This window comes from Ottowia oryzae, assembly GCF_003008535.1.
Taxonomy (GTDB): Bacteria; Pseudomonadota; Gammaproteobacteria; order Burkholderiales; family Burkholderiaceae_C; genus Ottowia; species Ottowia oryzae.
In genome coordinates this window covers 2,261,239-2,283,142 of record NZ_CP027666.1, presented here as the reverse complement: position 1 = coordinate 2,283,142, position 21,904 = coordinate 2,261,239, and the positions used below count along the sequence as shown (strand labels likewise).

The following is a 21,904-nucleotide window of genomic DNA, read 5'->3' as shown; positions in this document are numbered from 1 at the left end:
CCGTGCTCAGATGACGTAGCTTTCGTACGTCGCGGGATGGAAGAGCTCTTCCACCGTGAGGTGGCGCGAGGACAGGCCCTGCGAATGGTGGTGGCGCAGGAAGGTTTCCAGCGTCTGGCGGTTGGGCGCGACGCCGTAGGACCAGTAGTCGTCGCCCATGGCCTCGCGCGCGGCCTTGAGCTGCTCTTCCACAAAAGGCAGGGTGACCTTGGTCGCGGAGGTGTCGGACAAGGCCTCCAACGCCGCTGCCTTGGATTGGGAGAACGCCTTGAACACCGCACCCGGCAGCCACGGATGCTGCTCGGCAAGTGTCTTGCGCACACCCACCACGTGCATGATGGGGAACACGCGGGTGCGCTTGTAATAGTCCTTGGCGGTGGCGGTCGGGTCGTCGAACAGCCAGCCCACATTCGGGTTGGCCAGCACATGGGCGCTGGGGGGTCGCGGCGCCATGAAGCCGTCGATCTCGCCGCGGTCCAGCATGTCGGAAATCGTGGTGTCCTCCGGCGCCGATTCCAGGCGCACGCCGGCCGGCAACTTCAGCGGAATCTTTTCGGGACGTCCGGGCGTCTCGATGCCGCCGCGCACCCAGGTCACGTCTTCGGGGTGCACGCCATAGTCGTCCTGCAGAATGGCGCGCGCCCACACGTTGGCGCTGAGCTGGTATTCCGGCACCCCGATGCGCTTGCCCTTCAGGTCTTCCGGCTTGCGAATGCGGTCCTTGCGTACGTAGATCGAGGTGTGGCGGAAGGCGCGCGACAGGAAGACGGGCACGGCGATGTAGGGACAGTCGCCGTTCGCGGTTTTCACGGTGTAGCTGGAAAACGAGAGCTCGCAGATGTCGAACTCCTGACTGCGCATGGCGCGGAAGAACATCTCCTCCGGGTACAGCGTCATGTAGACCGGGTCCACGCCATCGATCTGGACACGGCCATCCAGCAGAGCGCGCGTGCGATCGTAGTCGCCCATGGCGACGGAAAGTTGCAGCTTGGCCATTGGCTCAGGTTCCCACGGAGTAAGACGGTTCCAGTTCTTCGGCGCGCTCGACTTTGTCGAGCCAGACGTAGTGCACCGCATGCTCGCGCCAATCGGTGGTCTTGGGGATGACCGCCTGGTAGGCGCAGACCTCGGCTGGAATCGCCTTGCTGCCGGTCCCGATCGCCGACTCGCCCTGCTGGACGGCCTTCACGGCTTCGAGCATCTGCTTGCGGAATTCCACGATCGCCAGATCGCTGGCGCCCAGGCGCTCGTCCGCACGGTTGGCGATCGGGCCCATGCTGACCCACATCGCCACGTCCTGGTTGGGGAAGCCGGTGATGCCGGTGAAGTTGCCTGCCTTCATCGCCTCGCGGTTTTGCCAGAAGCGGTTGTCCTCGTTGCGCAGCGGACGGTAGCGGTCGTCCAGATCGATGCCGATTGTCTGGCGCAGGAAGCGCCGCCAGGTCGCCGTTTCAGGCGTCTTGCTGGGATGGCCCCAGGCAATGAAGTAGAACGCCGTGTGGGTGTCGTCCATCGGCACGTTGACGTTGGCCACGTTGTAGAGGTTGTTGGGCGGGATCAGCACCGAGTACGGCGCGACGAACACCGTGGAGCGCACATAGTCGTGCGTCGCCGCATCCTTGATCGGGCGGCGGATCGCGGCGTAGCGAAAACCGTATTCCCCGCGCTGGGCTTGCAGGCGTGGCGATTTGTCGGTGGAGGGGCGCAGCCAGCTGTTTTCGGTTGCCTGGGCACCGTCCACGCGCGCCGGCACCATGTCGGACGAATGCAAGCTGGACGAGTGCGCCGAATCGATCGCCCCTTCCAGAATCTGCGCCCAGTTGCAGGGCAGCAGCACCTTGGCGACCGAGACGCGTGTGTCCTGCGTCGGTGCCCAGGCGGGCGGCGTGAACGGGGGCACCTTGTCGGCCGCACCGAACCAGGCCCAGACGAAACCGCCCCACTCTTGCACTGGAAAAGCCTTGTGCTTGACCTTTTCGACGAAGCCGCTGGCAGCCGGCTCCGACACCATCTCCAGCACGTTGCCCTGCGTGTCCATCTTCCAGCCGTGGTAGAGGCAGCGCAGGCCGCCCTCTTCGTTGCGGCCGTACACCAGGGATACGCGCCGGTGCGGGCATTTTTCGTCCAGCACGCCAACGGTGCCGTCGGAATCACGGAACACCACCAGGTCTTCGCCATAGACGCGCGCCTTGACCGGCGCACCGTCCGGTTCGGCCACTTCTTCGATCAGGCAAACCGGCGTCCAGTGTTGTCGCATCAGCTGCCCCATGGGCGCATCGCCCTCGACGCGGCAAAGCAGATCGTTTTCAGCGGCGGTCATCATGCTGTGTTGTCCTTCATGTCTGTGCGCAGGTCGCGATTATTATTCGATACCTAAGTATTTGCAAGCCCTGTCGCTTGACCGGATCAAACTTTTTTTGGCGCTGCCGGCGGGCCAGGCGCGGCGGTTCAGCCGCGGCCTGCGCCCCGCCCCCCGGCGCTCAGTACACCGGCACTTCCAGCAATTCGATCGGATCGCCATAACGGCTGGCCAGCTCGACCACCGACGGATCGCGCAGCGCACACAGAAACCCCTTGTCGATCAGCAGGTTGTCGCCTGCGTGCACAGTGCCATCCAGCGTGATCAGGTCCATGTGGACCGGTGGCTCCTCCCAATCCGGCATGACGCGCCGGATGTAGTCGCTGGGCTTGGCCAGGTCGATGCCGAAGTGCAGCGCACCCGGCGCGTTGGAGCCCGCAGGGTACACCGTGTGCCTCGGCGCCTTGGGGTTGAAGCCGCAGCCGCCGCCTTCGATCATGCGGCCGCCGACGAGCATCTCGCGCAGCACCTTGGCGTCTTCCGATTCGCCCTCTACGCGCGACACGTATTCGCCCTCGAAATGCACGCCAATGCGTTCGGCAAACGGGCGCTCGAAGCCGATCGCCCACTGCGGGTACAACACGCCCGACATCCCGGTCTTGACCGACATGTCGTTGTTCACCGAGTTGTGGTCCCACAGGTTCGGCCCGTGGGTGGGCAGGTAATGCACATAGGCACCGTTTTCCGCCGCCGTCATCTGGCCGCGCCAGCGGTTGGTGCCCAGCTGGCGCTCGCGCATTTCTGGGGTGAAGTGGATGCGGAAATCGCTGCCGCGCTCGTCGGTGAAACGCAGATCGAACGCCTGCCCGGTCGGATAGCGCGCAGCGGTGGCGCGCGTCAACTCGCCGATCACCTCGAGCGGAAAGCGCGCCTGCGGCGTCTTGAGCAGGTCCAGATTGCGGAAGTAGGTGATCTTCACCCAGCGCTGGCCCTGGCGGCGCAACTGGATGCACAGCGGGTCGATGATCGAGCAGAACCAGGTGGACACGACGAAGGTCGCGTCTTCCAGCAGCGCGCGGATGCCCTCGGGCACCTCGGTCACGCGTGTGCTCGGCTCCATGTAAATGCGCGCGGTGGCGCCACGCGCGCGCGCCAGGCCCAGCACGGCCTGAATGACGCGTGGGTCCAGCAGCGGGTCGGCCAGGAACAGCACGCGGTCGCCGGGGCGGATGGCGAACACCTGGGTGAAGTTGTCCATGGCCTGGAACTGGTCGCGGAGGCCCACGATCTGCGGGTCCTCCGTGGGCGGAAGGCCGACGTAATTGGCGGGTGTGTTCATCGTGCCGCTCCTTTAGTCGATGGTCGCGCCGGACTGTTTGACCGCCTTGCCCCAGCGGTCCACCTCGGTGGCGACAAAGCTGCGCAGCTCGGCCGGTGTGCTGGGCGAAGCAACGGCACCGCGCGAGGCCAGCTGGTTTTGCATCTCCGGGTCCGCCAGCACCTTGCGGATGGCGGCGTTGACCTTGTCCACCACCTCGGCCGGCGTGCCCTTGGGCGCGAAGATCGCGTCCCAGGCGCCCACATCGAAGCCGGCGACGCCGGATTCGGCGATGGTCGGCACGTTGTCGAAGCCCGGCACGCGCTTGGCGGTGGACACCGCCAGGCCCAGCAGCTTGCCGCCGCGCACCTGGGGCGCGGTGTTGGGCATGACGTCGATCATGTAGTCCACCTGGCCACCAATCACATCGGTAATGGCCGGCGCGCCGCCGCGGTACGGCACGTGCACCACGAAGGCGCCCAGCGCCGTCTTCAGCATCTCGCCCGCCATGTGCGAGGTGGTGCCGTTGCCGGCCGAGGCGAAGGTGTATTTGCCCGGGTTGGCCTTGAGCAGCTTGGTCAGCTCGCCCATCGTCTTCACGCCCAAGCCGGGCCGCACGACCACCATGGCAGCGATGGTGGTGAGCCGGCCGACCGGCACAAAGTCGTTGGTGGCCGAAAAGCCCGGCTTGCGGTACAGCGTCTGGTTGATGCCGAAAGTGCCGTTGGTGCCGTACAGCAGCGTGTAGCCATCGGCCGGCGCCTTCACAGCCGCGATGCTGCCCACGTTGCCGCCGGCGCCGGACAGGTTTTCCACCACCAGCGGCTGGCCCAACTCCTGCGCCACGCGGTTCATCACCAGGCGGGCCATGTTGTCGCCGCCGCCACCGGGTGGGAACGGCACGATCAGTTTGATGGGCTTTTCCGGCCAGTTGCCGCTGGCGAAAGCAGCGGCAGGCAGGCAGGCGATCAGAAAGGCGGCCGCAGCCGCTCGGCGGGTCACTGTCATCGGGGTCTCCAAGCTCTTTGTGGCGTGCCACACCGCGTGGCGCGCGTGACCGAATTTTGCATGCATTTTTAGCAATCTAATGATTTTCATCAATTCTTTTTTGCTTGAATGCATGCATTGGCCCGAGCCGGCCCGAACGACAATCGCCGCATGGGTACCCCACAGATCCACTACGTGCTGGACGCGCTGCGCCAGCGCATCCTGTCCCGCGCCGTGCAGCCGGGCCAGCGCCTGGTTGAGCTCGACGTCGCCGCGCAGCTCAACGTTTCCCGCACGCCGGTGCGCCTGGCGTTCGAGCAACTCGTGCGCGAGGGCTATCTGGAGCAGCTGCCCCGCCGCGGCTTTCGCGTGCGCACGCTCACGCCGCGCGACTTTTCCGAAGCGATCGACGTGCGTGGCGTGCTGGAAGGCATGGCCGCGCGCCTGGTGGCCGAACGGGGCGCCAGCCCCGCCTTGCTGACCGCCTTGCACGCCTGCGTGGCCGAAGGCGCCGAGTTGCTGGCGGGTGCCGAGCGCCATTTGGGCGACGCCGCGTTTTCACTCGCGCCCTGGGTGCCCTTGAATGCGCGCTTTCATGGCGAACTGGTGGCCGCAGCCGACAACGCCGCCCTCGCCTCTGCGCTGGAGCACGTGGCACGCGCCCCGATGGCCAGCGCCACCGCCCTGGCGATCGGCCAGCAGCCCACCGCGCTGGAGCTGGCCTTCCTGCAACGCGCCCAGCAAGACCACGAGGACATCGTGCAAGCGCTGTCGGCGCGCGAAGCCGGCCGCGCCGAATCGCTGCTGCGCGAACACGCCTACCGCAGCCGGATCAATAAGCAGCGCTTGTTTGCGACGACCTGAAAAGCCAGCGCGCTCGCCCACTGGCGCGGGCCGCCGTGACTCCAAGCAAAATCGGCCTCTAACGCTACAACCATGCGCGCCAACAGCTATCAAAACAATAGTATTTTGGCAGCGACATGGCACACACCCGCCGCCATTGGGCGCATCGCGAACCAAGGCAGCGCCCGTTGCCGCCAACGTCGCCCAAAGAAAAGCCCGCCGAACTGGGCGGGCTAGAAGGGTGGTCACCTTGGAGTGGCTGGCTTCAAGACACTGACGGCCCTTACCAGAGAGGGAACCCAGGCCGCAGGCGCGGGGCGGCGCAGCCTTGGGCAACCATACTACATGTCTGCCAGCGCGCCGCCCATGGGTTGCAACCCTGCCCTGGGTTTAACGCCAGTCGCGGTAACGGTCATAGCGGTGATGCCGGTAGTAGCCGCCAGGCGGGCCGTAGTAATAACCAGGCGCCGGGCGGTACACCACGCGCGGCGGGCGGTAGTAGCCGGGGGGCGGGCCGTAGTAGGCGGGCGGCGGCGGGGCCACGTACACGGGCCGTGGCTCCACATACACCGGCGGCGGGCTGACGTAGACGGGCTGCGGCGCGTAGTAAGGCGCGGCATTGCCCACGCCCACCGACACGCCCGGCGCGCCCACGCCCACCGACCAATACACATCCCGGGCCTGCGCCAACCCCGCGGCACCCAGCAGGCCGGCAGCGGCGATCAGGCCGCCGGTGACCATGCGTTGAATGAATTTCATAGCGTTCTCCTGTTTGGGCCAGGTACGGGCGGGAAGAAACCCGCTGCATCCCGGACGCCTGTTCAACGAACGAACCGCGCCGCCGGACCACAACCCGATCGTGAAGTGCGTGTCCGTTCGTAACGGCTGCGTTCCAAATCAAGCACTTAGCGCGGCGCACCCGGCATAGTTCACACCCGCGGCCGATTGGCCAGGCCGCCAAGGGCGCCCCGCCCACCTTCATCAAGCACGCCACCGACGCCCACCTAGCCAAGAACCGGGCCGCCGCCAGCCCGCTCCCGCCTGCCGCCGCAGCCCGGCACCGCCGCGCCAGCACGCACCGTGGCGCGCCCGCACTGCCTGCCCCTGCCCGCTTTGCCCGCCCGCCAGCCACCAAGCCTGCGGCGCCTTTCGCCCTGGCGCGCACCTAGAATTCAGCCCATGTCATCGCCCAAGCCCACCAACGCGGCCGCACTCGCCGCCGAAGCCGCCAAACCAAACAATTTCCTGCGTCAGATCATCGAGCAAGACCTGGCCCAAGGCACCTACGCCCAGCGCCACTGGGGCGGCGCGCCCGGCGATGGCGCCAGCCAGCAAACGGGCCCGCTGGACCCAGCCAGGATCCGCACCCGCTTCCCGCCTGAGCCCAACGGCTACCTGCACATCGGCCACGCCAAAAGCATCTGGCTGAACTTCAGCCTGGCCAAGGACTTTGGCGGCGTGTGCCACCTGCGCTTTGACGACACCAACCCCGAAAAAGAAGAGCAGGAATACGTCGACAGCATCCGCGACACCGTGCGCTGGCTGGGCTGGGACCACCACTTCGCCGACGACCCCGCCCGCCCCGGCGTGGCGCAGCCGCACGAATACTTCGCCAGCGACTATTTCGACTTCATGTACCGCGCGGCGGAATACCTGATCGAATCCGGCCACGCCTACGTCGACGAGCAAACGCCCGAGCAAATGCGCGCCACCCGCGGCGACTTTGGCACCCCCGGCACCAACAGCCCCTTCCGCAGCCGCACCCCGGCCGACAACCTGGCGCGGTTCAGGCAAATGCGCGACGGCCAGCTGCCCGACGGCGCCGCCGTGCTGCGCGCCAAGATCGACATGGCGTCGCCCAACATCAACCTGCGCGACCCCACGCTGTACCGCATCCGCCGCGCCACCCACCACAACACCGGCGACAAGTGGTGCATCTACCCCATGTACACCTTCGCGCACCCCATCGAGGACGCGCTGGAGCAAGTCACCCACAGCATCTGCACGCTGGAGTTTGAAGACCAGCGCCCCTTCTACGACTGGCTGATGGCCCGCCTGTGCGAAGGCGGCCTGCTGGTCGCGCCGCCGCCGCACCAGTACGAATTTGCGCGCCTGAACGTCACCCACGTCATCACCAGCAAACGCAAACTGCGCCAGCTGGTGGAAGAAGCCCACGTCACCGGCTGGGACGACCCCCGCATGCCCACCCTGGCCGGCCTGCGCCGCCGCGGCTACACGCCCGACGCCCTGCGCCTGTTCGCCGAACGAAGCGGCGTCACCAAAACCGGCGGCGCCTGGACAGACTACGCCGCCCTGGACGCCGCCCTGCGCGACACCCTAGACCCCGTCGCCCCCCGCGCCATGGCCGTGCTGGAGCCGCTGAAATTGGTCATCACCAACTGGGCCGAAGTGTTTGGCTCAGACGACCACCTGGAACCCTGCACCGCCCCAGTACACCCGCACCACCCCGAAATGGGCCAGCGCCAGTTCAGCATGGGCAAAGAGGTGTGGATCGAGCGGACTGATTACGAAGAAGTGCCGCCCAAGGGCTTCTTCCGCCTGTTCCCCGGCAACAACGTGCGGCTGAAATACGGCTACGTCATCCAATGCACCGGCGCTACAAAAGATGAAGCTGGCCGCGCAAGCCAGGTAAGCGCTGTACTCATAAAAGACACCAAATCCGGCACCCCCGGCGCCGACAGCGTGAAAGTGAAAGGCGTCATCACCTGGGTCGGCGCCGCCGACGGATTGAGCGCCACCGTCCACCTGTACGACCGCCTGTTCACCGAAGAACAACCCGATGCGGGCGGCCGCGACTTTCTGACCGTGCTTAACCCCAATAGCCTGAACACCGTGCAGGCCATCGTCGAGCCGTCACTGGCCGCCGCACAGCCCGAGGACCGCTTTCAGTTCGAGCGGCATGGCTACTTCGTCGCGGATCGGCGGGAGCATCAGGCGGGGGACAAGCTGGTGTTCAACCGCATCGCGGGGTTGAAGGATTCGTGGGGCAAGTGAAGAAGACCCACTTGGACGACGCCCCGCGCGTCGTCGTCTTCGCCGGCCCCAACGGCGCCGGCAAATCCACCCATGCCGACGACATCCTCAAGGCCATGGGCATTCCCACCTTCGTCAACGCCGACTACATCGCTCGCGGCTTGGCCGGAACCAACACCGAGGCTGTGAACATGGCGGCCGGCCGCATCATGCTGCGACGCCTGAGCGAACTCGCCGCAGCGCGGGCAGACTTCGCCTTTGAGTCCACCCTCTCCAGCCGCAGCTTCGCTCCCTTCCTGCAGCGTCTGAAAGCCGCCGGCTACCGCATCGCCATCTATTACTTCTCGCTCGACAGCGCCCAACTGGCCGTGCGCCGCGTCAAGCTGCGCGTCAGCCTGGGCGGCCACGATGTGCCGGCCGACGTCGTGCGCCGCCGTTTTGCCCGCAGCCAGACCAACTTCTTTGCGCTTTATGCCCCGCTGGCCGATGATTGGGCGCTGTTCGACAACTCACAAGCCGGCGACGCCCGCCTGATTGCCGAGCTCAGAAATCAACACCTTCAGATCGAGGATGTGCCGTCATGGACCCGACTCCAGCCCAAAAACAGGCCCCCAACCTGATCCCGCCCAAGCGCCAGCTCAAGGCCGCCTTGCACAAATCAGCAGAGCGTGCGCAGCGCCTGGCCGACGCGTTCGGGCAGCCGGTGCCCACGGCCGCGAGCGCCCCACGCAAGGCCGTCGCCAAAGTGCCCACGAAGCGCTGACGGGGACTTCGCTCCAGTCGCTGAAGATCGATTCACTATGAATACAAGAGCTGCTTGCGCAGCGTTGGCGGGCGCCAGAGGCCAAAATGGTTTGAGGACGGGGACGCCGACAGGAATTTTTACTCTGACCCTAATTAATACTCCACGGCTACTTTGTGGCCGACCGGGCGGACCATGGCGTGGGCGGAAAGGTGGTGTTCAACCGGGTGACTGGGTTGAAGGATTCTTGGGGAAAATGAGGTCATGTTTGTTGACAACAAAGCCATGAAAACTCAAGCATGAAAACAGCCGTCTCGCTTTTTTCCGGTTGCGGTGGTTCTGACGCTGGCGTTTTGGCAGCAGGATTCAACGTTCTATTGGCCAACGACATTCTTCCATTTGCAAAAGATGTCTACGAAGCCAACCATCCAAGCACCGATTACATCCTAGGAAGCGTGGAAAAGATAGTTAACTTCCCAAAAGCAAATCTTTTGGTTGGATGCTATCCATGCCAAGGATTTAGCCAAGGCGGTGTTAGAGACCCCTCCCGGAAAATAAACACACTCTACCTTGAATTTGCTCGGGCATTAAAAGCAATAAATCCCAGAGCATTTATTGTAGAGAATGTTTCAGGAATGGTACGAGCCAACTTCTCACACTTACTAACCGATCAATTAAAAGTCTTCACGGAGGCTGGATACAAAGTCAAGTACCAAGTATTAAATGCTGCCGATTATGGTGTTGCTCAAGAGAGAAAGAGAATCTTTCTTGTCGGAATAAGAAATGATTTTTCAGAAGAGTATCAGTTCCCATATCCGACGCATGGGGAAAACAAATTACTCCCAAGGGTCACCATTAAAGAAGCACTTAAGCACATGCGTCATTGGCCCGACGGAGAATTTTACGAGAGAGAGTTTCACTGGTATTACCTCTCAAGAAATCGGCGTCGCGATTGGCACGAAGTATCCAAAACAATCGTAGCCAACCCTCGGCACATGCCTTTGCACCCGATAAGCCCGAAACTGTACAAGGTTGAGCACAATGTCTGGAAATTCGAATCAGATGGCCCTGCTCGGAGATTTAGCTACCGTGAAGCCGCTGTCTTACAGGGTTTCCCAAAAGACCTTAAGTTCCCGGACACAGCGGCAGGGAGTTTGGACATGCGCTACAAGGTGGCGGGAAATGCAGTGCCACCGCCTTTGTTTGAAGCAGTGACCAAAGCCATTCCCCAATCAATCTGGGAATAAGGTGACCACCCAAACAAAGGGGGTCTACGCCCTGAAGGATCGATATGAGCACCAGAAGAAAAGAAAATAAAGAAATCGAATGGATTGACAGCAATCAAATAGATTTCGACCCTAAAAATCCCCGTTTCTCTCGTCTTAGGGGCGATGTTGGGGACGACAGGGTAATTTCCGAAATGCTCGACGACGAAGGAGTTCAGGATTTAATGAGCTCAATCGGTCAGCAGGGCTACTTCGCGGGAGAACCTCTCCTTGTTGCCCCCACCGATGATGGCCGATACATTGTGGTTGAGGGAAATCGAAGATTAGCAGCAGTCAAACTGCTAAACGGAGAACTTCAGCCGCCTCGTCGAAAATCCCGTTCAGTCGCGATGATAGTTGGAGAGGCAAAGCACAAACCAACCAAACTCCCCTGCATAATTTACGAAAATCGCGAGCTTGTCTTACGATATTTGGGATATCGACACATAACAGGAATCAAGGAATGGGATGCACTATCAAAAGCTCGATACCTTGCTGATTTAAGGGACACCTTTTACTCTGACTTACCGGAGGAGGAGCAGCTCCGCACTATCGCAAGGGAAATAGGTAGTCGTTCGGATGCAGTCGGGAAGTTGCTAAATGGGCTCGCTTTGTTTGACATTGCCGAAGACATAAAATTTTTTCGCTCGCACAACCTTAGCCCAGAAGTTGTTGATTTTTCTTACATCACCACAGCACTTGGATATAAGAACATTGCAGGATGGCTAGGACTAAAAGAGGGGGCTGCAGGCACCACAGATAATCTTGACCATGACAACCTCCAGAAACTCCTTTACTGGATGTACGTTCCTCAAACAACTGGGCGAACTGTTGTTGGCGAAACGCGTAAGCTCAAGGAGTTAGCCGCTGTTGTTAATAGCGAGGATGGACTGCGTGTTCTACTCGATACGGGAAGTCTCACCGACGCGTTTATGTTCACTGACGGCCCACAACAAGCGTTGAGCCAAGCTCTCAAAGCAGCTGATTCAAAGTTACGGCTCGTCTGGGATATGTTACTAAAGAGCACTCCTACTGAAGAACATAAGTACGCAGCGGATGATATAGCGAAGCGTGCCAGGAGAATATACGAACAGATCTGCTCTTCGATGGACACTGCGGAATAAAATGTTTGCCAATATCGAAACACCCCCAGACACTTCCGACGAGTACACTTGGGCTGACTATCTTGAGTTGAGAGCATTAATTCACCCAGATAAATGCTATTCTCGAGGAGAACTAGCAAGCCTTTTCACTAGGATCAGAAGTACTGGTGGCCACACCAAAGATTTCAATGAAGTATGGTCTGATTCTAAAGGCTTCATACGATCCAGAGCCATTGAGTTCGGAGACGCGTATCCTTTTTCACTCAGCGCAGACGAAGATACGGTAGAGCTTGAGGACGGAGGTCTGTCGATCGAGAAAAACTTTTATCTAACGCTCCTCATATGTTCAAGCATGGCGTATTTGCCATCGAAAAATGCTATTGCACGAGTATTTGAGGAGTGCAGCCTAAAAGTTTTTGAGAACCTTATGCCGGCCGGGTCAGAAGTTCATCCTGCTTGGGCTTCAGGAGGTGCTCTTTCGAGATATCAAGGTAACCTGCCAGAGAAATATCGAGATATTGCGCGAGACATTCGAGCGGTTCCGACATTCAAAAATCGCGACTTTAAGGCAGGGGATCATGGTGATGGCGGAATCGATATAGTATCTTGGCACCCGCTTGGGGATACACGCGATGCCATACCGTCAGCATTCGCACAATGCGGCTGTTCTCGAGAGGATTGGAGAAGAAAGCACCTCGAGGCCTCCCCATCTAAACTTCGTGCGAAGCTTAATCCCCATCACCCGTGGTCAACTTACTATTTCATGCCCATTGATCTTAGATGGAGTGACGGCGATTGGGCAAATAAGTCAGACTTCGGAGACGCAATAATGATTGATCGTCTTAGAATGATTAGTCTATCTAGGCAGTTCAACATAGTTAACGACATGCCAATAGGAAATCACGTCAATGAAGCTTATGCCCTCAATGTAATTTGAGATTTAAATCTTCACTCGCCAACCTTCCTAATACGCCGCGCCAGCCCTCTCAATTTTCCGATGTATCAGGTCAGCAAGCGCGCCGCAGAAGCGCAGGCATTAAACGTAAATTGGGGCAGATCAAAATTTACGGAAATTGCGGTCAGATCAAAATTTATAAGCAAGCTCTGTCTCTACATCTCATCGCTACGTCTCTAATAGCTGTTCGCGCTTACCAGTCAAGCGCCACAGCCATTTTTGACTATTCATCCTAACCCACGAGCCGATACCGCGTCCCCCTGCCCTGCCCCGTGCGCGCCAGCAGCCCGCGCTCGGTCAGGTCGGTCAATTCACGGTAGGCCGTGGCGCGCGATACGCCGGTCAGGTGGACGTATTTCTCGGTGCTCATCCCGCCGGCAAAACCATCGGGGCCGGCGTCGAACAGCTTGCCCAGTGACTTGCGTTGCGCGGCGCTGAGGTCGGGGTGAGCGGTGTTCAGGTGTGACCAAAGGGCGGTTTTATCGGCCGCGCTTTGGGTGTGGGCGGCAGCAGCTTCGCCCGCGCGCTGCACGCGGGTGGCGAACCAGCCGACCCAGGGCGTCACGTCCAGTTCAGGCTGGCCGGTGGCGGCTTGCAGTTGCGCGTAGTAGTCGGCGCGGGCGGCCAGCAGTTGAGTGGATACGCTCATCAAGCGCTGCGGGCTTTGCAGGTCTTGCGCCAGCGCCAGTTCGACCACCGCGCGGCCGATGCGGCCGTTGCCGTCTTCAAAAGGGTGAATGGCTTCAAACCACAGGTGCGCCAGCGCGGCGCGGGCTACCCCGTCGATCTGGCCCAGGCTGGCGTTGAACCAGCGCAGCCAGGCGGCCATGTGCGCCGGCACGTCGGCCGACGCGGATCAAAAACCCAATTTGGGCATGAAATGCGGCAATGCCTTTAGTGGCCGATCCGCTCTTCTCGCCACACCGCACCGCCTTATTGGCCGCCGTTCCGCTGGCTGAGGAAAAAGCGCAGCATTTCGCGCGTGGCGTCGGGGCCCTGCGGGTCGGTGTAGCTGCCGGCGCTGCTGCCACCGGACCACGCGTGCGCGGCGCCGTGCACGAGCCAGTGCTCGGCCACCACGCGGCCGTGCGCGTCGCGCTGCTGCTGGCGGGTGTGGGCGCGCGCGCCCGGGCGGGCGATTCGTTCGGTGTGCGCCGTGGCGCCGGGCGGCGTGGCGGCGGCGAAAACCTGCGCGCCGTTGGCGGGGTTCACGGTGGCATCGCGGTCGCCATGGAACACGATGGTGGGCACGGGCCGCGAGGCACGTGGCGCCGGTGCACCCGACTGCATGGCGGCCAGGGCCGACGGCAGGTCGCCGGCCGCGCCGCTGGCCAGGCCCGAATGCACGCCGATGGCGGCAAACAGATCGGGGTAAGCCTGCCCCAGCACGGCCGCCATGGCGCCGCCCGCCGAGAGGCCGGCGACGTAGACACGAGACGGGTCGATGCGTTGATCGGCCACGACCTGCCGCACCAGCGCGGCGAGCAGCGCCGGCTCGCCACGGTCGCGCTGCTGGTGCTGGCGCTTGAACCAGTTCCAGCAGCGCTGCGGGTTCATCTGCACCGACTGCGCCGGGTAAAGCACGACCACGCCTTGCGCGGCGGAGGCTTCGTTCATGCGTGTGCCGGCGGCAAAGTCGTCAGGCGTCTGGGTGCAGCCGTGCAGCATCAGCACCAGCGGGCGAGGCTGCTCGCCCGCACCGGGCGGCAGAAAGAGCTTGTAGTCGCGCGCCCCGGCCGTGGGGTGCTGAAAGCGCCCGGCGACGAAGCGCGCGGGCTCGCGGCCAGGCTGGGCATCAGGCGCGGTGCGTGCGGCGGGGCGTTGCGGGGCGTCTGCGGTTACGCGCGCGCTGTCTGGCGCGGCGCCCGCGCGGGCGAACGGGCCTGCGGGCATGGGCAACACCGGGACTGGCACTGGCGCCTGCGGCGGCGGCACCACGCGCGCCACCACGTCGATGACATCGCTGCCCGCAGCCGATGTGCGCGCGGCGGCCGTAGCGTCGGCCGGCGTGCCGGCCAGTGCCACGCCGCCCAGCGCCGCCTGGATGAGCGCGGTGGCCGCGGCCACATCGCCCAGGCGCGTTAGCCGCGTGGCCTCGGCCATGTGTTGCTGAAACTGTGGGTTCATGGGTACTTCCTAGAAAAGCCGGGTGATGTGGTGCTGGTGCGCCTCAGCGCAAACGGGCGGCCAGCGCCGCCTTGACGGCGGCCGGCGCGTGCAAGGCGCCCAGCACGGTGATGGATTCGATGCTGGCCAAGGCCAGCTCGGGCGTGACGTCGGCCGCGATGGTGGCCAGGCCCAGCACGCGGATCTGCAGGCGCTCGCCCGCGTCGAGCACCGCCGCCAGATCGGCCGCGCTGTAGTGCTGAATGCCCAGCACCAGCGTCTTGCGCTCCACCACCTGGCGCACCACGTCCTGGTGCGTGGCCAGCTGGTTGCGGATGGCGGTGCGGATCAGGTCGGTGCGGTTGGCGTAAAAGCCTTCCTGCACCAGCAGATCGATCTGGCCCAGGTCGACGCAGCCCAGGTTGATGCTGAGCTTTTCGTCCACCGGGCGGGCCGGCCCAGGGTTGGCGGCGGTGGCGATGCGGGATTTGCGTGGCATGAAGCCATCTTAATACCTTCCAAGTGGAATACCGGTGGAATTTTTAGAGGCTTAAGCCCAATCTCACAGGGCCGATCAGCGCCCGCCGGCTGACTGCCAGCGTAGACAAGCGGGTGGGAACGTGGGGTCGGTGCAGAAGGGATCAGCGGGACAACATGGGGCACAGCGGATTTTTCTCGCATGATTAGCTCGCAATCAGCCTCTGTCGGCGCCGCTCGGGGCGATCTCGCTACAAATTTCATATCACCACAGCAGCCGATACCGCGCCCGCTGCCTTGCCCGTGCGCTCGGTGAGCCGCTCCGGAGCAATAACGCCCGCCGCACTCTGGGAAATTGGGAAATGGAAATTGGTAGGAAATTGGAGGAAATTGGGGTCAGATCAAAATTTATAAGCAAGCTCTGTCTCTACATCTCATCGCTACATCTCTAATAGCTGTTCGCGCTTACCAGTCAAGCGCCACAGCCATTTTTGACTATTCATCCTAACCCACGAGCCGATACCGTGTCCCCCTGCCCTGCCCCGTGCGCTCCATCAGCCGCGCTCGGTCAGGTCGGTCAATTCACGGTAGGCCGTGGCGCGCGACACGCCGGTCAGGTTGACGTATTTCTCGGTGCTCAGGCCGCCCGCAATCTCGCCCGGCCTGGCGTCGTACAGGCGGCCCGGGGGTTTACGCTGGGCGGCGCGCAGGTCGGGGTGCGAGCCTGCAATTCGCTGTAGAACCGGGTTTTGGCACGACGCAGCTTGTAGCTGCACGTGTGGTCGGTCTAAAATCTGACCCATCTGGTCAGAATAAGGAGCCTCCCGATGCAAACATGGCAAATGCAAGACGCCAAGGCGCGCATGTCGGAGCTGGTCAAGTCGGCGCAGACGCAGCCGCAAGACATCACGGTGCATGGCAAGTCGGTGGCAGTGGTGGTGTCGCGCAGCACCTTTGACCGCCTGTCGCAGGCGCAGGGCTCGCTGGTGGATTTCATGCGGCGCTCACCGCTCTTTGACGCCGATGACGTGGTGTTTGAACGCGATACCAGCCTCACGCGCCAGCCAGAGGACGAGGGCTTTTGAGCTACCTCATCGACACCAACGCGCTGTCCGAACTGCGCCGCAAGGCACCCGATGCCAACGTGGTCGCCTGGTTTGCCCAGCGGCCGCCGGTGACGCTGTACCTGAGCGTGCTGACGCTGGGCGAAATCCGCAAAGGCGTGGAAGGCGCCGCCGACACAGCGCGCCGGCAGGCGCTCACGGACTGGCTGGAGACCGATTTGCCGCTGTTCTTTACCGGCCGCATCCTGGTTGTGGATGGCGCTGTCGCAGACCGTTGGGGCCGTCTGGTGGCGGCGGCCGGCCGGCCTCTGCCTGCGATTGACAGCCTGCTGGCCGCCACGGCACTGGCGCACGACCTGGTGCTGGTCACGCGCAACACCAAGGACTTTGCGGGGCTGCCCGTGCAGGTGTTCAACCCCTGGTTGAAGAACTGACTCTGAACGGGTGGCCGCAGACTGTCCAGGCGCCGGGCGCGCGTCCAGCGCATCGCACGCCGCAGCCAGCTACCATCGCCACCTTTCGCAACCCCGCAAACCTGCAACCGAAGGAGCCCGCCATGGGTGAACAGCGCAGAGAGAAGATGACGAAGAAGCCGAAGAAGGACACTTCGCCACCCAAGACCGGCAGCACCTCAGACCGTCCGCAGGCGCCGGTGACGGTGACTTTGCCCAAGGGCAAAGAGAAGAAGCGTTGAATCGGGCGACCCGACTGCTCTCAGTTGGATAGCGGCCAGCGCACACGGGGCGGGCGCTGGCGCTGTTTTTCCTGTCTTGATGGCGCAGCGGCCGTCGCGCGGGCGGCTGGTCAATCTGGCCACACATAGCGCGTCGCCCGCCCCTGCCCCGTGCGCACCAGCAGCCTGCGCTCGGCCAAATCGGTCAAATCGCGGTACGCAGTGGCGCGCGATACGCCGGTCAGGTTCACGTATTTATCCGTGCTCAGGCCGCCCACGAACCCGCCGGGCCCGGCATCGTACAGGCGGCCTAGGGCTTTGCGCTGGGCGGCGCTCAGGTCGGGGTGATCGGTCTGCAATTCGCTCCAGAAGCGAGTTTTGCCCAGCACGGTTTGAATGTGGCCGGTGGAGGCGTCGGCGGCGTGTTGCACACGGGTGGCAAACCATTGCACCCAGCTGGTCACATCCAGCACGGGATGGCCGGTAGCGGCTTGCAGTTGGGCGTAGTACTCAGCGCGAGCGGCCAGCAACTGGGCAGACACACTCATCATCCGCTGGGGGCTTTGCAGGTCTTGCGCCAGCGCCAGTTCGGCCAGGGCGCGGCCGATGCGGCCGTTGCCGTCTTCAAAAGGGTGAATGGCTTCAAACCACAGGTGCGCCAGCGCGGCGCGGGCCACGCCATCGATGGTGCCCAGGCTGGTATTGAACCACGCCAGCCACGCAGCCATGTGGGCGGGCACATCGCCCGAGGCGGGCGCCTGGTAGTGCAGCACGTCGGGCTTGCCCAGGCGCGGGGTGACGATCTGCATGGGCTCAGCATGCGTGCGCCAGCCGCCGGTGACGATGGCTTGCAGCCCGCTGCGGCCGGTGGGGAACAACGCGGCGTGCCAGGCAAACAGGTCTTCCTGCGTCAACGGGCGCTGCCATTGCTGTGTGGCAGCTTGCAACACGTCCAGCGTGGCTTCGGTACGGGCGTCACGCGCAGCGTGGGGGGCGGTGTTGGCGCCGGGCAGGCCCAGGCGCCGGGCGACAGAGGCGCGCACCGAATGGACTTGCAGCACCTCGCCCTCGATCTGCGCGGTGGCCACGGCCTCTTGCGTCCATTCGTCGAACTGCAGCGCGGCCAAGTCGGCCATTTGCAGGCTGGCGGCCAGCCCCAGCAGCCGGCCCTGCGCCAGGCGCGCGGCAGAGATGGAGGCCTGCACCGCTTGCGCGTCAAAGTGCAAGACTGGCCAGCCGAGGGCTTGCCAGATCCAGCGGGGTGGAGGCGATAGTGCGGCGACCATGAAGCGTATTTTAGGCAATATCGCTTCACAACTGAAGCGATTAACGGGTTTTTGCGCTTCAAGGTCACGGCTGCCAAGCCGGCACGCCAACCCGCGCCCGTGGGATTGGGCAAGTGCGTGGGCGCTAGATGGGCGTGATTTATGCTTCTCTGTCATTGCGGCGATTGCCAATGGCCAGTGCCGCCAAATCATTCCCCACAGGAGCTTTCAATTGCGCGCTTTCGCTTCAGCCCTATCCACCGCCGCCATGGCACTGGCCTTGACCGCGTGCGCCAGTGGCCCCCAAGCGCCGGGCGACGTGGCCGCGTCGGCACCCAAGGCGGACGTGCCAACGGGTTCGACGAAGGGCAACGCAACCGTGCATTCCGCGCAAAGTTTGAAGGCTGCGGTTGACAACGCGTGGGTGTCGTTGCCCGCGTCGGTTACCGGTGGCGCGGTATTCAACGGGTTGCTCAAAGACGCACCGCGCGCGGTTGGCAAAGCGCCTGTCGTGGTTTTTGTGCACGGTTCGTCCGGGGTGGCGCCCGCCATCAAAGAGTGGCAGAAGTGGTTGGCTACCGATTTGGGCGTTGCCAGCCTGTCGGCAGATTCGATGCAGCTGCCTGACCGCATGACCTACAAGTCGCCGATCGCCAAGGCGCAGTACGAGCTTGTGCACACCATGCGTGCACAAGAGCTGTCGGCCGCCGTCGACGCGCTGGCGACGCTGCCATGGGCCGAGAGTCAGCGCCTGGTGATTGCGGGCACCAGCGAGGGCGCCGTAGCGGTTGCGCGCTACCAAAGGGCTGCGGCAGCGCCACAAGAGCGGGGGCGCATGCTGTTCAGCTGGAGTTGCGAAGACAACTACCACGTGCAAAGCCACCGGTCGAACATCCCCAACACTTTGCCGGTGTTGAACGTGATGAGCAGCACGGACGTGTATTTTTCGCCATCCAACCCCTGGCTGGGCAACAGCCAGGCGCTGGGGCACTGCGGCAAGGTGCTTGCAGGCAACACGGTGTCCAGCATCGTGCTCATCCCAGGCGCGCCGCATACCTTGCTCAACTTGCCGCAGGCGCGGCAGGCTGAAGAAGGCTTCTTGCGCGGCCTGTTGCTGTCGAAGTAGATTGGCGCATTAGCGGCCCTTCACCGCAGAGCAGATCGCTTAAGGGCTTGTTTTGTTTAGGTTTCTGCGCAAAATCGGCATCGACCTGCAGAGCCTCTGCGGCACCGTGTAAAACACCCATTCACCGCTGGCCCAAGCCCTTCAGGCGCCCTACGGCGCCACCCAATAAGTTCTGAGAAAACAACATGCTCGCCAACCTGACCCCCTTCCTCCTCCACTGGGCCATCACCGCCTTCGGCCTGTGGGTGGCCAGCCACGTGTTCAAGGGCCTGCGCTTTGACAGCGTGGGCACGCTGGTGGTGTCGGCCTTGCTGCTGGGGCTGGCCAACGCGGTGGTGCGGCCGCTGCTGGTGTTCTTGACGCTGCCGCTCACGCTGGTCACGTTTGGCCTGTTTTTGCTGGTGATCAACGCACTGGTGCTGATGCTGGTGGCCAAGCTGGTGTCGGGCTTTCACATCAACGGCTTCTGGACGGCGTTCTGGGCCAGCATCTTCATGTCGCTGCTCAGCGTGGCGCTGGCCTTCCTGCTGGGCGGCACGGCGGACTACACCATCCAGATGAGCCCGCCGCCCGGCAGTACGTGGCTTTGAGGCAGCGGCGGGCTGGCGCTGTGGCCGCTTCGGGCGCGCTGCGGTCGGCTTGGCGGGCGCGGTGCAGAGCCGGTTGCGGCGCGGGGCAAGCGGCCCTCGTGGCCGTTCTGCACTAATCCGCTAGCCAATTGATAGCGGCCATCGCCCGCTGCACCTGCGCCAACGGCCGGTTTTGCTTGTAGCCCTCATGCACCGCAAGCTGGCAGCCGCCCCCGCTTCACCCGCAGGCAAGGCATGAACCGCGCGCTGCCGCCATCGGACCCACCGCCCCCGCCCGCCAGCCGAGCAGCGCCGCGCAAGGCAGCGGCCAAGGCTTCGGCCAAGACGGGTGCGCGGGCGGCCGACGTGCTTTCCAAGCCCCGCCGGGGCGGCCGCGCGCACTACCACGTGTACGTGATCGAGCTCTCGTCCGCCGTACTGGCCGAGCCGCGCTTTCTGCGCAGCAACCCCGGCTACCTGACGGGCAAGCCCTGCGTGTACGTGGGCATGACGGGGTTGGACCCGGACGTGCGCTTTGACAAGCACAAGGCGGGCATCCAGCACAACCGCTACGTGCTGCGCTACGGCCTGCGCCTGCTGCCGGATTTGTACGAAGGCTTCAACCCCATGCGCTACGCCGAAGCGGCCGCGCGCGAGGTGGAAATCGGTATCGACCTGCGCGCCAACGGCTGGGGCGTTTGGCAGGCTTGATGGTCGGGGCGCAGCACGGCCCATTACTCTTTTTTTGATAGCTGCTGGCGCTGGTGCACACTGCGCTGGCGGCCAAAATGGTCAGCAAAGCACAATCATCCAACGCTGCCGTTGACATAAACACAACTCGTTGATTTATAAAGTTTTTCCGTATAATTTGATTTTTATATCTTTTGCATGGAAAAGCCCTCCATTCGCTTTCAGGACATTGGCGACGACGCTCGGCGCCAATACGTGGACGCGCGCGCCACTTTCGAAGCGCAGCGAGCAGCGCAGCTCAAGGCCAGCGCCGTGCGGGGCGGCATGTACTGGAAGAACGTGGCGCAAGGTGAATACCTGGTGCGCACGTCGGTGCGCAACGCGCAGAAAAGCCTGGGGCCGCGCAGCGCGGAGACTGAGGCGATGTACGCCAGCTTCACCCAGCGCAAGCAAGAGGCCGAGGCAAGGCTCAAAGACCTGTCTGCAGCCCTCACGCGCCAGCAGCGCCTGAACCGCGCGCTCTTCGTCGGGCGCGTGCCCGCCCTGGTGGTGGCCCTGCTCGACATGCTTGAACAACAGGGTGTGGCCGAGCATTTCACGGTGGTTGGCACCCACGCGTTGTACGCCTATGAGGCGGCGGCGGGTGTGCGCGTGGAAAGCGCCGCCGTCGCCACGCGCGACGTGGATCTGCTGTGGGACACCCGCAAGCGCTTCAAGCTGGCCACCCAGTTGCAACGGCTGGACGCATCCATGCTGGCGCTGCTGCGCAAGGTGGACAAGAGTTTCGCCCTGGTCGAACAGCAGCCCTACACGGCGGTCAACAGCGATGGCTTTGAGGTGGACATCCTGCGCCGCGAAGTGCAGGAAGACGACCCACACCCCGCCCGGCTGAGCCAGCACGAGGAAGACTTCTGGGCTGTGCAGGCGCGCAACGCCGAGCAACTGGTGAGCGCGCCGCGCTTTTCTGCCATGGTGGTCGCGCCCAGCGGGCACATGGCGCGCATGAACACGGTGCACCCCCTGGCGTTTGCGCGCTTCAAGCGCTGGCTGGCGCGCCGCCTTGACCGCGACCCGCTCAAGGTGCAGCGCGACGCCCTGCAGGCGGACACCGTGCAAGCCCTGGTGGCCGAATACCTGCCGCAGTTGCAACAGACGCTCGACCCGTGAGCACGAAGACGCCCGTAGCCGGTCGCCCGGTAAGAAGCGCGTTGGCTGTGCCATGTGCGGATGGGCCAGCAGGTGTGATGCCTAACTGCACTTCAAGGCACGCGCGAAATCGCTAAACCACTGATTGGCAACGGATTTCCATGCCAACATCAGCTCTCTTGGATGGCACGGAAACATCACGCCCGCATTCACCCGAACCTCGCCTTGTCGAATATGTCGCCCTGGTCATCGCTTGAATTTTGATAGCTTCCAGCGCAGGTG

24 protein-coding genes are annotated in these 21,904 nt (G+C 63.2%); 14 read left to right on the top strand and 10 right to left on the bottom strand.

From position 1 onward, the window contains the following. Positions 1-6: 6 nt before the first annotated feature. The 4 genes from C6570_RS10600 to C6570_RS10585 all read right to left on the bottom strand — a co-directional run bounded on the left by C6570_RS10600 (position 7) and on the right by C6570_RS10585 (position 4,625). On the bottom strand, positions 7-996 hold the full coding sequence (locus tag C6570_RS10600) for a PhnD/SsuA/transferrin family substrate-binding protein (protein WP_106703173.1): 990 nt from the start codon (positions 994-996) through the stop codon (positions 7-9). A 4-nt stretch (positions 997-1,000) separates the two neighbouring features. Then, entirely contained in the window at positions 1,001-2,323 is a 1,323-nt protein-coding gene (locus C6570_RS10595; protein WP_106703172.1) for a Rieske 2Fe-2S domain-containing protein, read from the bottom strand. Positions 2,324-2,480: 157 nt separating this feature from the next. Next, the gene (locus tag C6570_RS10590) at positions 2,481-3,638 is read right to left on the bottom strand and encodes a hypothetical protein (RefSeq protein ID WP_106703171.1); all 1,158 of its coding nucleotides are present in this window, start codon (positions 3,636-3,638) and stop codon (positions 2,481-2,483) included. Positions 3,639-3,650: 12 nt separating this feature from the next. Beyond that, a complete protein-coding gene (locus tag C6570_RS10585; protein WP_106703170.1) occupies positions 3,651-4,625 on the bottom strand; it encodes a Bug family tripartite tricarboxylate transporter substrate binding protein in 975 nt (324 codons plus the stop codon). 150 nt (positions 4,626-4,775) lie between these two features. Here C6570_RS10585 and C6570_RS10580 point away from each other — a divergent pair, with 150 nt between their 5' ends. Continuing rightward, entirely contained in the window at positions 4,776-5,468 is a 693-nt protein-coding gene (locus tag C6570_RS10580) for a GntR family transcriptional regulator (protein ID WP_106703169.1), read from the top strand. A 369-nt stretch (positions 5,469-5,837) separates the two neighbouring features. On the opposite strand, the gene C6570_RS10575 is transcribed toward C6570_RS10580, so the two are convergent. Beyond that, a complete protein-coding gene (locus C6570_RS10575; RefSeq protein WP_211297585.1) occupies positions 5,838-6,206 on the bottom strand; it encodes a hypothetical protein in 369 nt (122 codons plus the stop codon). Positions 6,207-6,626: 420 nt separating this feature from the next. Between C6570_RS10575 and C6570_RS10570 the strand changes: the two genes are divergently transcribed. The 6 genes from C6570_RS10570 to C6570_RS18000 all read left to right on the top strand — a co-directional run bounded on the left by C6570_RS10570 (position 6,627) and on the right by C6570_RS18000 (position 12,488). Beyond that, on the top strand, positions 6,627-8,462 hold the full coding sequence (locus C6570_RS10570; protein WP_106703168.1) for a glutamine--tRNA ligase/YqeY domain fusion protein: 1,836 nt from the start codon (positions 6,627-6,629) through the stop codon (positions 8,460-8,462). Positions 8,463-8,473: 11 nt separating this feature from the next. Further along, positions 8,474-9,061: an ATPase gene (locus C6570_RS10565; protein WP_164675530.1), complete on the top strand. Its 588-nt coding sequence runs from the start codon at positions 8,474-8,476 to the stop codon at positions 9,059-9,061. Further along, entirely contained in the window at positions 9,022-9,204 is a 183-nt protein-coding gene (locus C6570_RS10560) for a hypothetical protein (protein WP_106703166.1), read from the top strand. Before C6570_RS10565 ends, C6570_RS10560 begins: the two co-directional genes overlap by 40 nt. 278 nt (positions 9,205-9,482) lie before the next feature. Beyond that, the gene (locus tag C6570_RS10555; protein ID WP_106703165.1) at positions 9,483-10,430 is read left to right on the top strand and encodes a DNA cytosine methyltransferase; all 948 of its coding nucleotides are present in this window, start codon (positions 9,483-9,485) and stop codon (positions 10,428-10,430) included. A gap of 44 nt (positions 10,431-10,474) precedes the next feature. Beyond that, a complete protein-coding gene (locus C6570_RS10550; RefSeq protein WP_106703164.1) occupies positions 10,475-11,572 on the top strand; it encodes a ParB/RepB/Spo0J family partition protein in 1,098 nt (365 codons plus the stop codon). A gap of 1 nt (position 11,573) precedes the next feature. Continuing rightward, positions 11,574-12,488 (top strand): hypothetical protein, encoded by a 915-nt coding sequence (locus C6570_RS18000; protein WP_123812249.1) that lies wholly within the window; start codon positions 11,574-11,576, stop codon positions 12,486-12,488. A 250-nt stretch (positions 12,489-12,738) separates the two neighbouring features. On the opposite strand, the gene C6570_RS10540 is transcribed toward C6570_RS18000, so the two are convergent. The 4 genes from C6570_RS10540 to C6570_RS10525 all read right to left on the bottom strand — a co-directional run bounded on the left by C6570_RS10540 (position 12,739) and on the right by C6570_RS10525 (position 15,892). Beyond that, positions 12,739-13,335, bottom strand: coding sequence for a Fic family protein (locus C6570_RS10540; protein ID WP_106703162.1), 597 nt, complete (start codon positions 13,333-13,335; stop codon positions 12,739-12,741). Positions 13,336-13,439: 104 nt separating this feature from the next. After that, positions 13,440-14,633, bottom strand: a complete 1,194-nt coding sequence (locus C6570_RS10535) for an extracellular catalytic domain type 1 short-chain-length polyhydroxyalkanoate depolymerase (RefSeq protein WP_106703161.1) — start codon at positions 14,631-14,633, stop codon at positions 13,440-13,442. Positions 14,634-14,676: 43 nt separating this feature from the next. Next, entirely contained in the window at positions 14,677-15,111 is a 435-nt protein-coding gene (locus C6570_RS10530; RefSeq protein ID WP_106703160.1) for a CopG family transcriptional regulator, read from the bottom strand. 532 nt (positions 15,112-15,643) lie between these two features. Further along, positions 15,644-15,892, bottom strand: coding sequence for a hypothetical protein (locus C6570_RS10525; RefSeq protein WP_123812248.1), 249 nt, complete (start codon positions 15,890-15,892; stop codon positions 15,644-15,646). A 24-nt stretch (positions 15,893-15,916) separates the two neighbouring features. Between C6570_RS10525 and C6570_RS10520 the strand changes: the two genes are divergently transcribed. The 3 genes from C6570_RS10520 to C6570_RS18155 all read left to right on the top strand — a co-directional run bounded on the left by C6570_RS10520 (position 15,917) and on the right by C6570_RS18155 (position 16,847). Further along, positions 15,917-16,174 (top strand): type II toxin-antitoxin system Phd/YefM family antitoxin, encoded by a 258-nt coding sequence (locus C6570_RS10520; protein WP_106703158.1) that lies wholly within the window; start codon positions 15,917-15,919, stop codon positions 16,172-16,174. Beyond that, positions 16,171-16,587 (top strand): type II toxin-antitoxin system VapC family toxin, encoded by a 417-nt coding sequence (locus tag C6570_RS10515; RefSeq protein WP_106703157.1) that lies wholly within the window; start codon positions 16,171-16,173, stop codon positions 16,585-16,587. Before C6570_RS10520 ends, C6570_RS10515 begins: the two co-directional genes overlap by 4 nt. A 122-nt stretch (positions 16,588-16,709) precedes the next feature. Beyond that, the gene (locus C6570_RS18155; protein ID WP_164675529.1) at positions 16,710-16,847 is read left to right on the top strand and encodes a hypothetical protein; all 138 of its coding nucleotides are present in this window, start codon (positions 16,710-16,712) and stop codon (positions 16,845-16,847) included. A 110-nt stretch (positions 16,848-16,957) separates the two neighbouring features. Here C6570_RS18155 and C6570_RS10510 read toward each other — a convergent pair whose 3' ends face one another. After that, positions 16,958-18,112 carry a Fic family protein gene (locus C6570_RS10510; RefSeq protein WP_164675528.1) on the bottom strand — a complete coding sequence of 385 codons (1,155 nt, stop codon included), beginning with the start codon at positions 18,110-18,112 and terminating at the stop codon, positions 16,958-16,960. On the opposite strand from C6570_RS10510, the gene C6570_RS10505 reads away from it, so the two are divergent. From C6570_RS10505 to C6570_RS10490, 4 genes are all read left to right on the top strand, one after another. Further along, positions 18,111-19,217, top strand: a complete 1,107-nt coding sequence (locus C6570_RS10505; RefSeq protein WP_245896162.1) for a dienelactone hydrolase family protein — start codon at positions 18,111-18,113, stop codon at positions 19,215-19,217. The genes C6570_RS10510 and C6570_RS10505 overlap by 2 nt on opposite strands. 185 nt (positions 19,218-19,402) lie before the next feature. Next, complete coding sequence (locus tag C6570_RS10500) at positions 19,403-19,807, top strand: phage holin family protein (RefSeq protein ID WP_106703155.1); 405 nt, start codon at positions 19,403-19,405, stop codon at positions 19,805-19,807. A gap of 345 nt (positions 19,808-20,152) precedes the next feature. Next, complete coding sequence (locus tag C6570_RS10495) at positions 20,153-20,497, top strand: hypothetical protein (RefSeq protein WP_106704643.1); 345 nt, start codon at positions 20,153-20,155, stop codon at positions 20,495-20,497. A 177-nt stretch (positions 20,498-20,674) separates the two neighbouring features. Then, positions 20,675-21,643, top strand: a complete 969-nt coding sequence (locus C6570_RS10490; protein WP_106703154.1) for a GSU2403 family nucleotidyltransferase fold protein — start codon at positions 20,675-20,677, stop codon at positions 21,641-21,643. Positions 21,644-21,904: the final 261 nt, after the last annotated feature.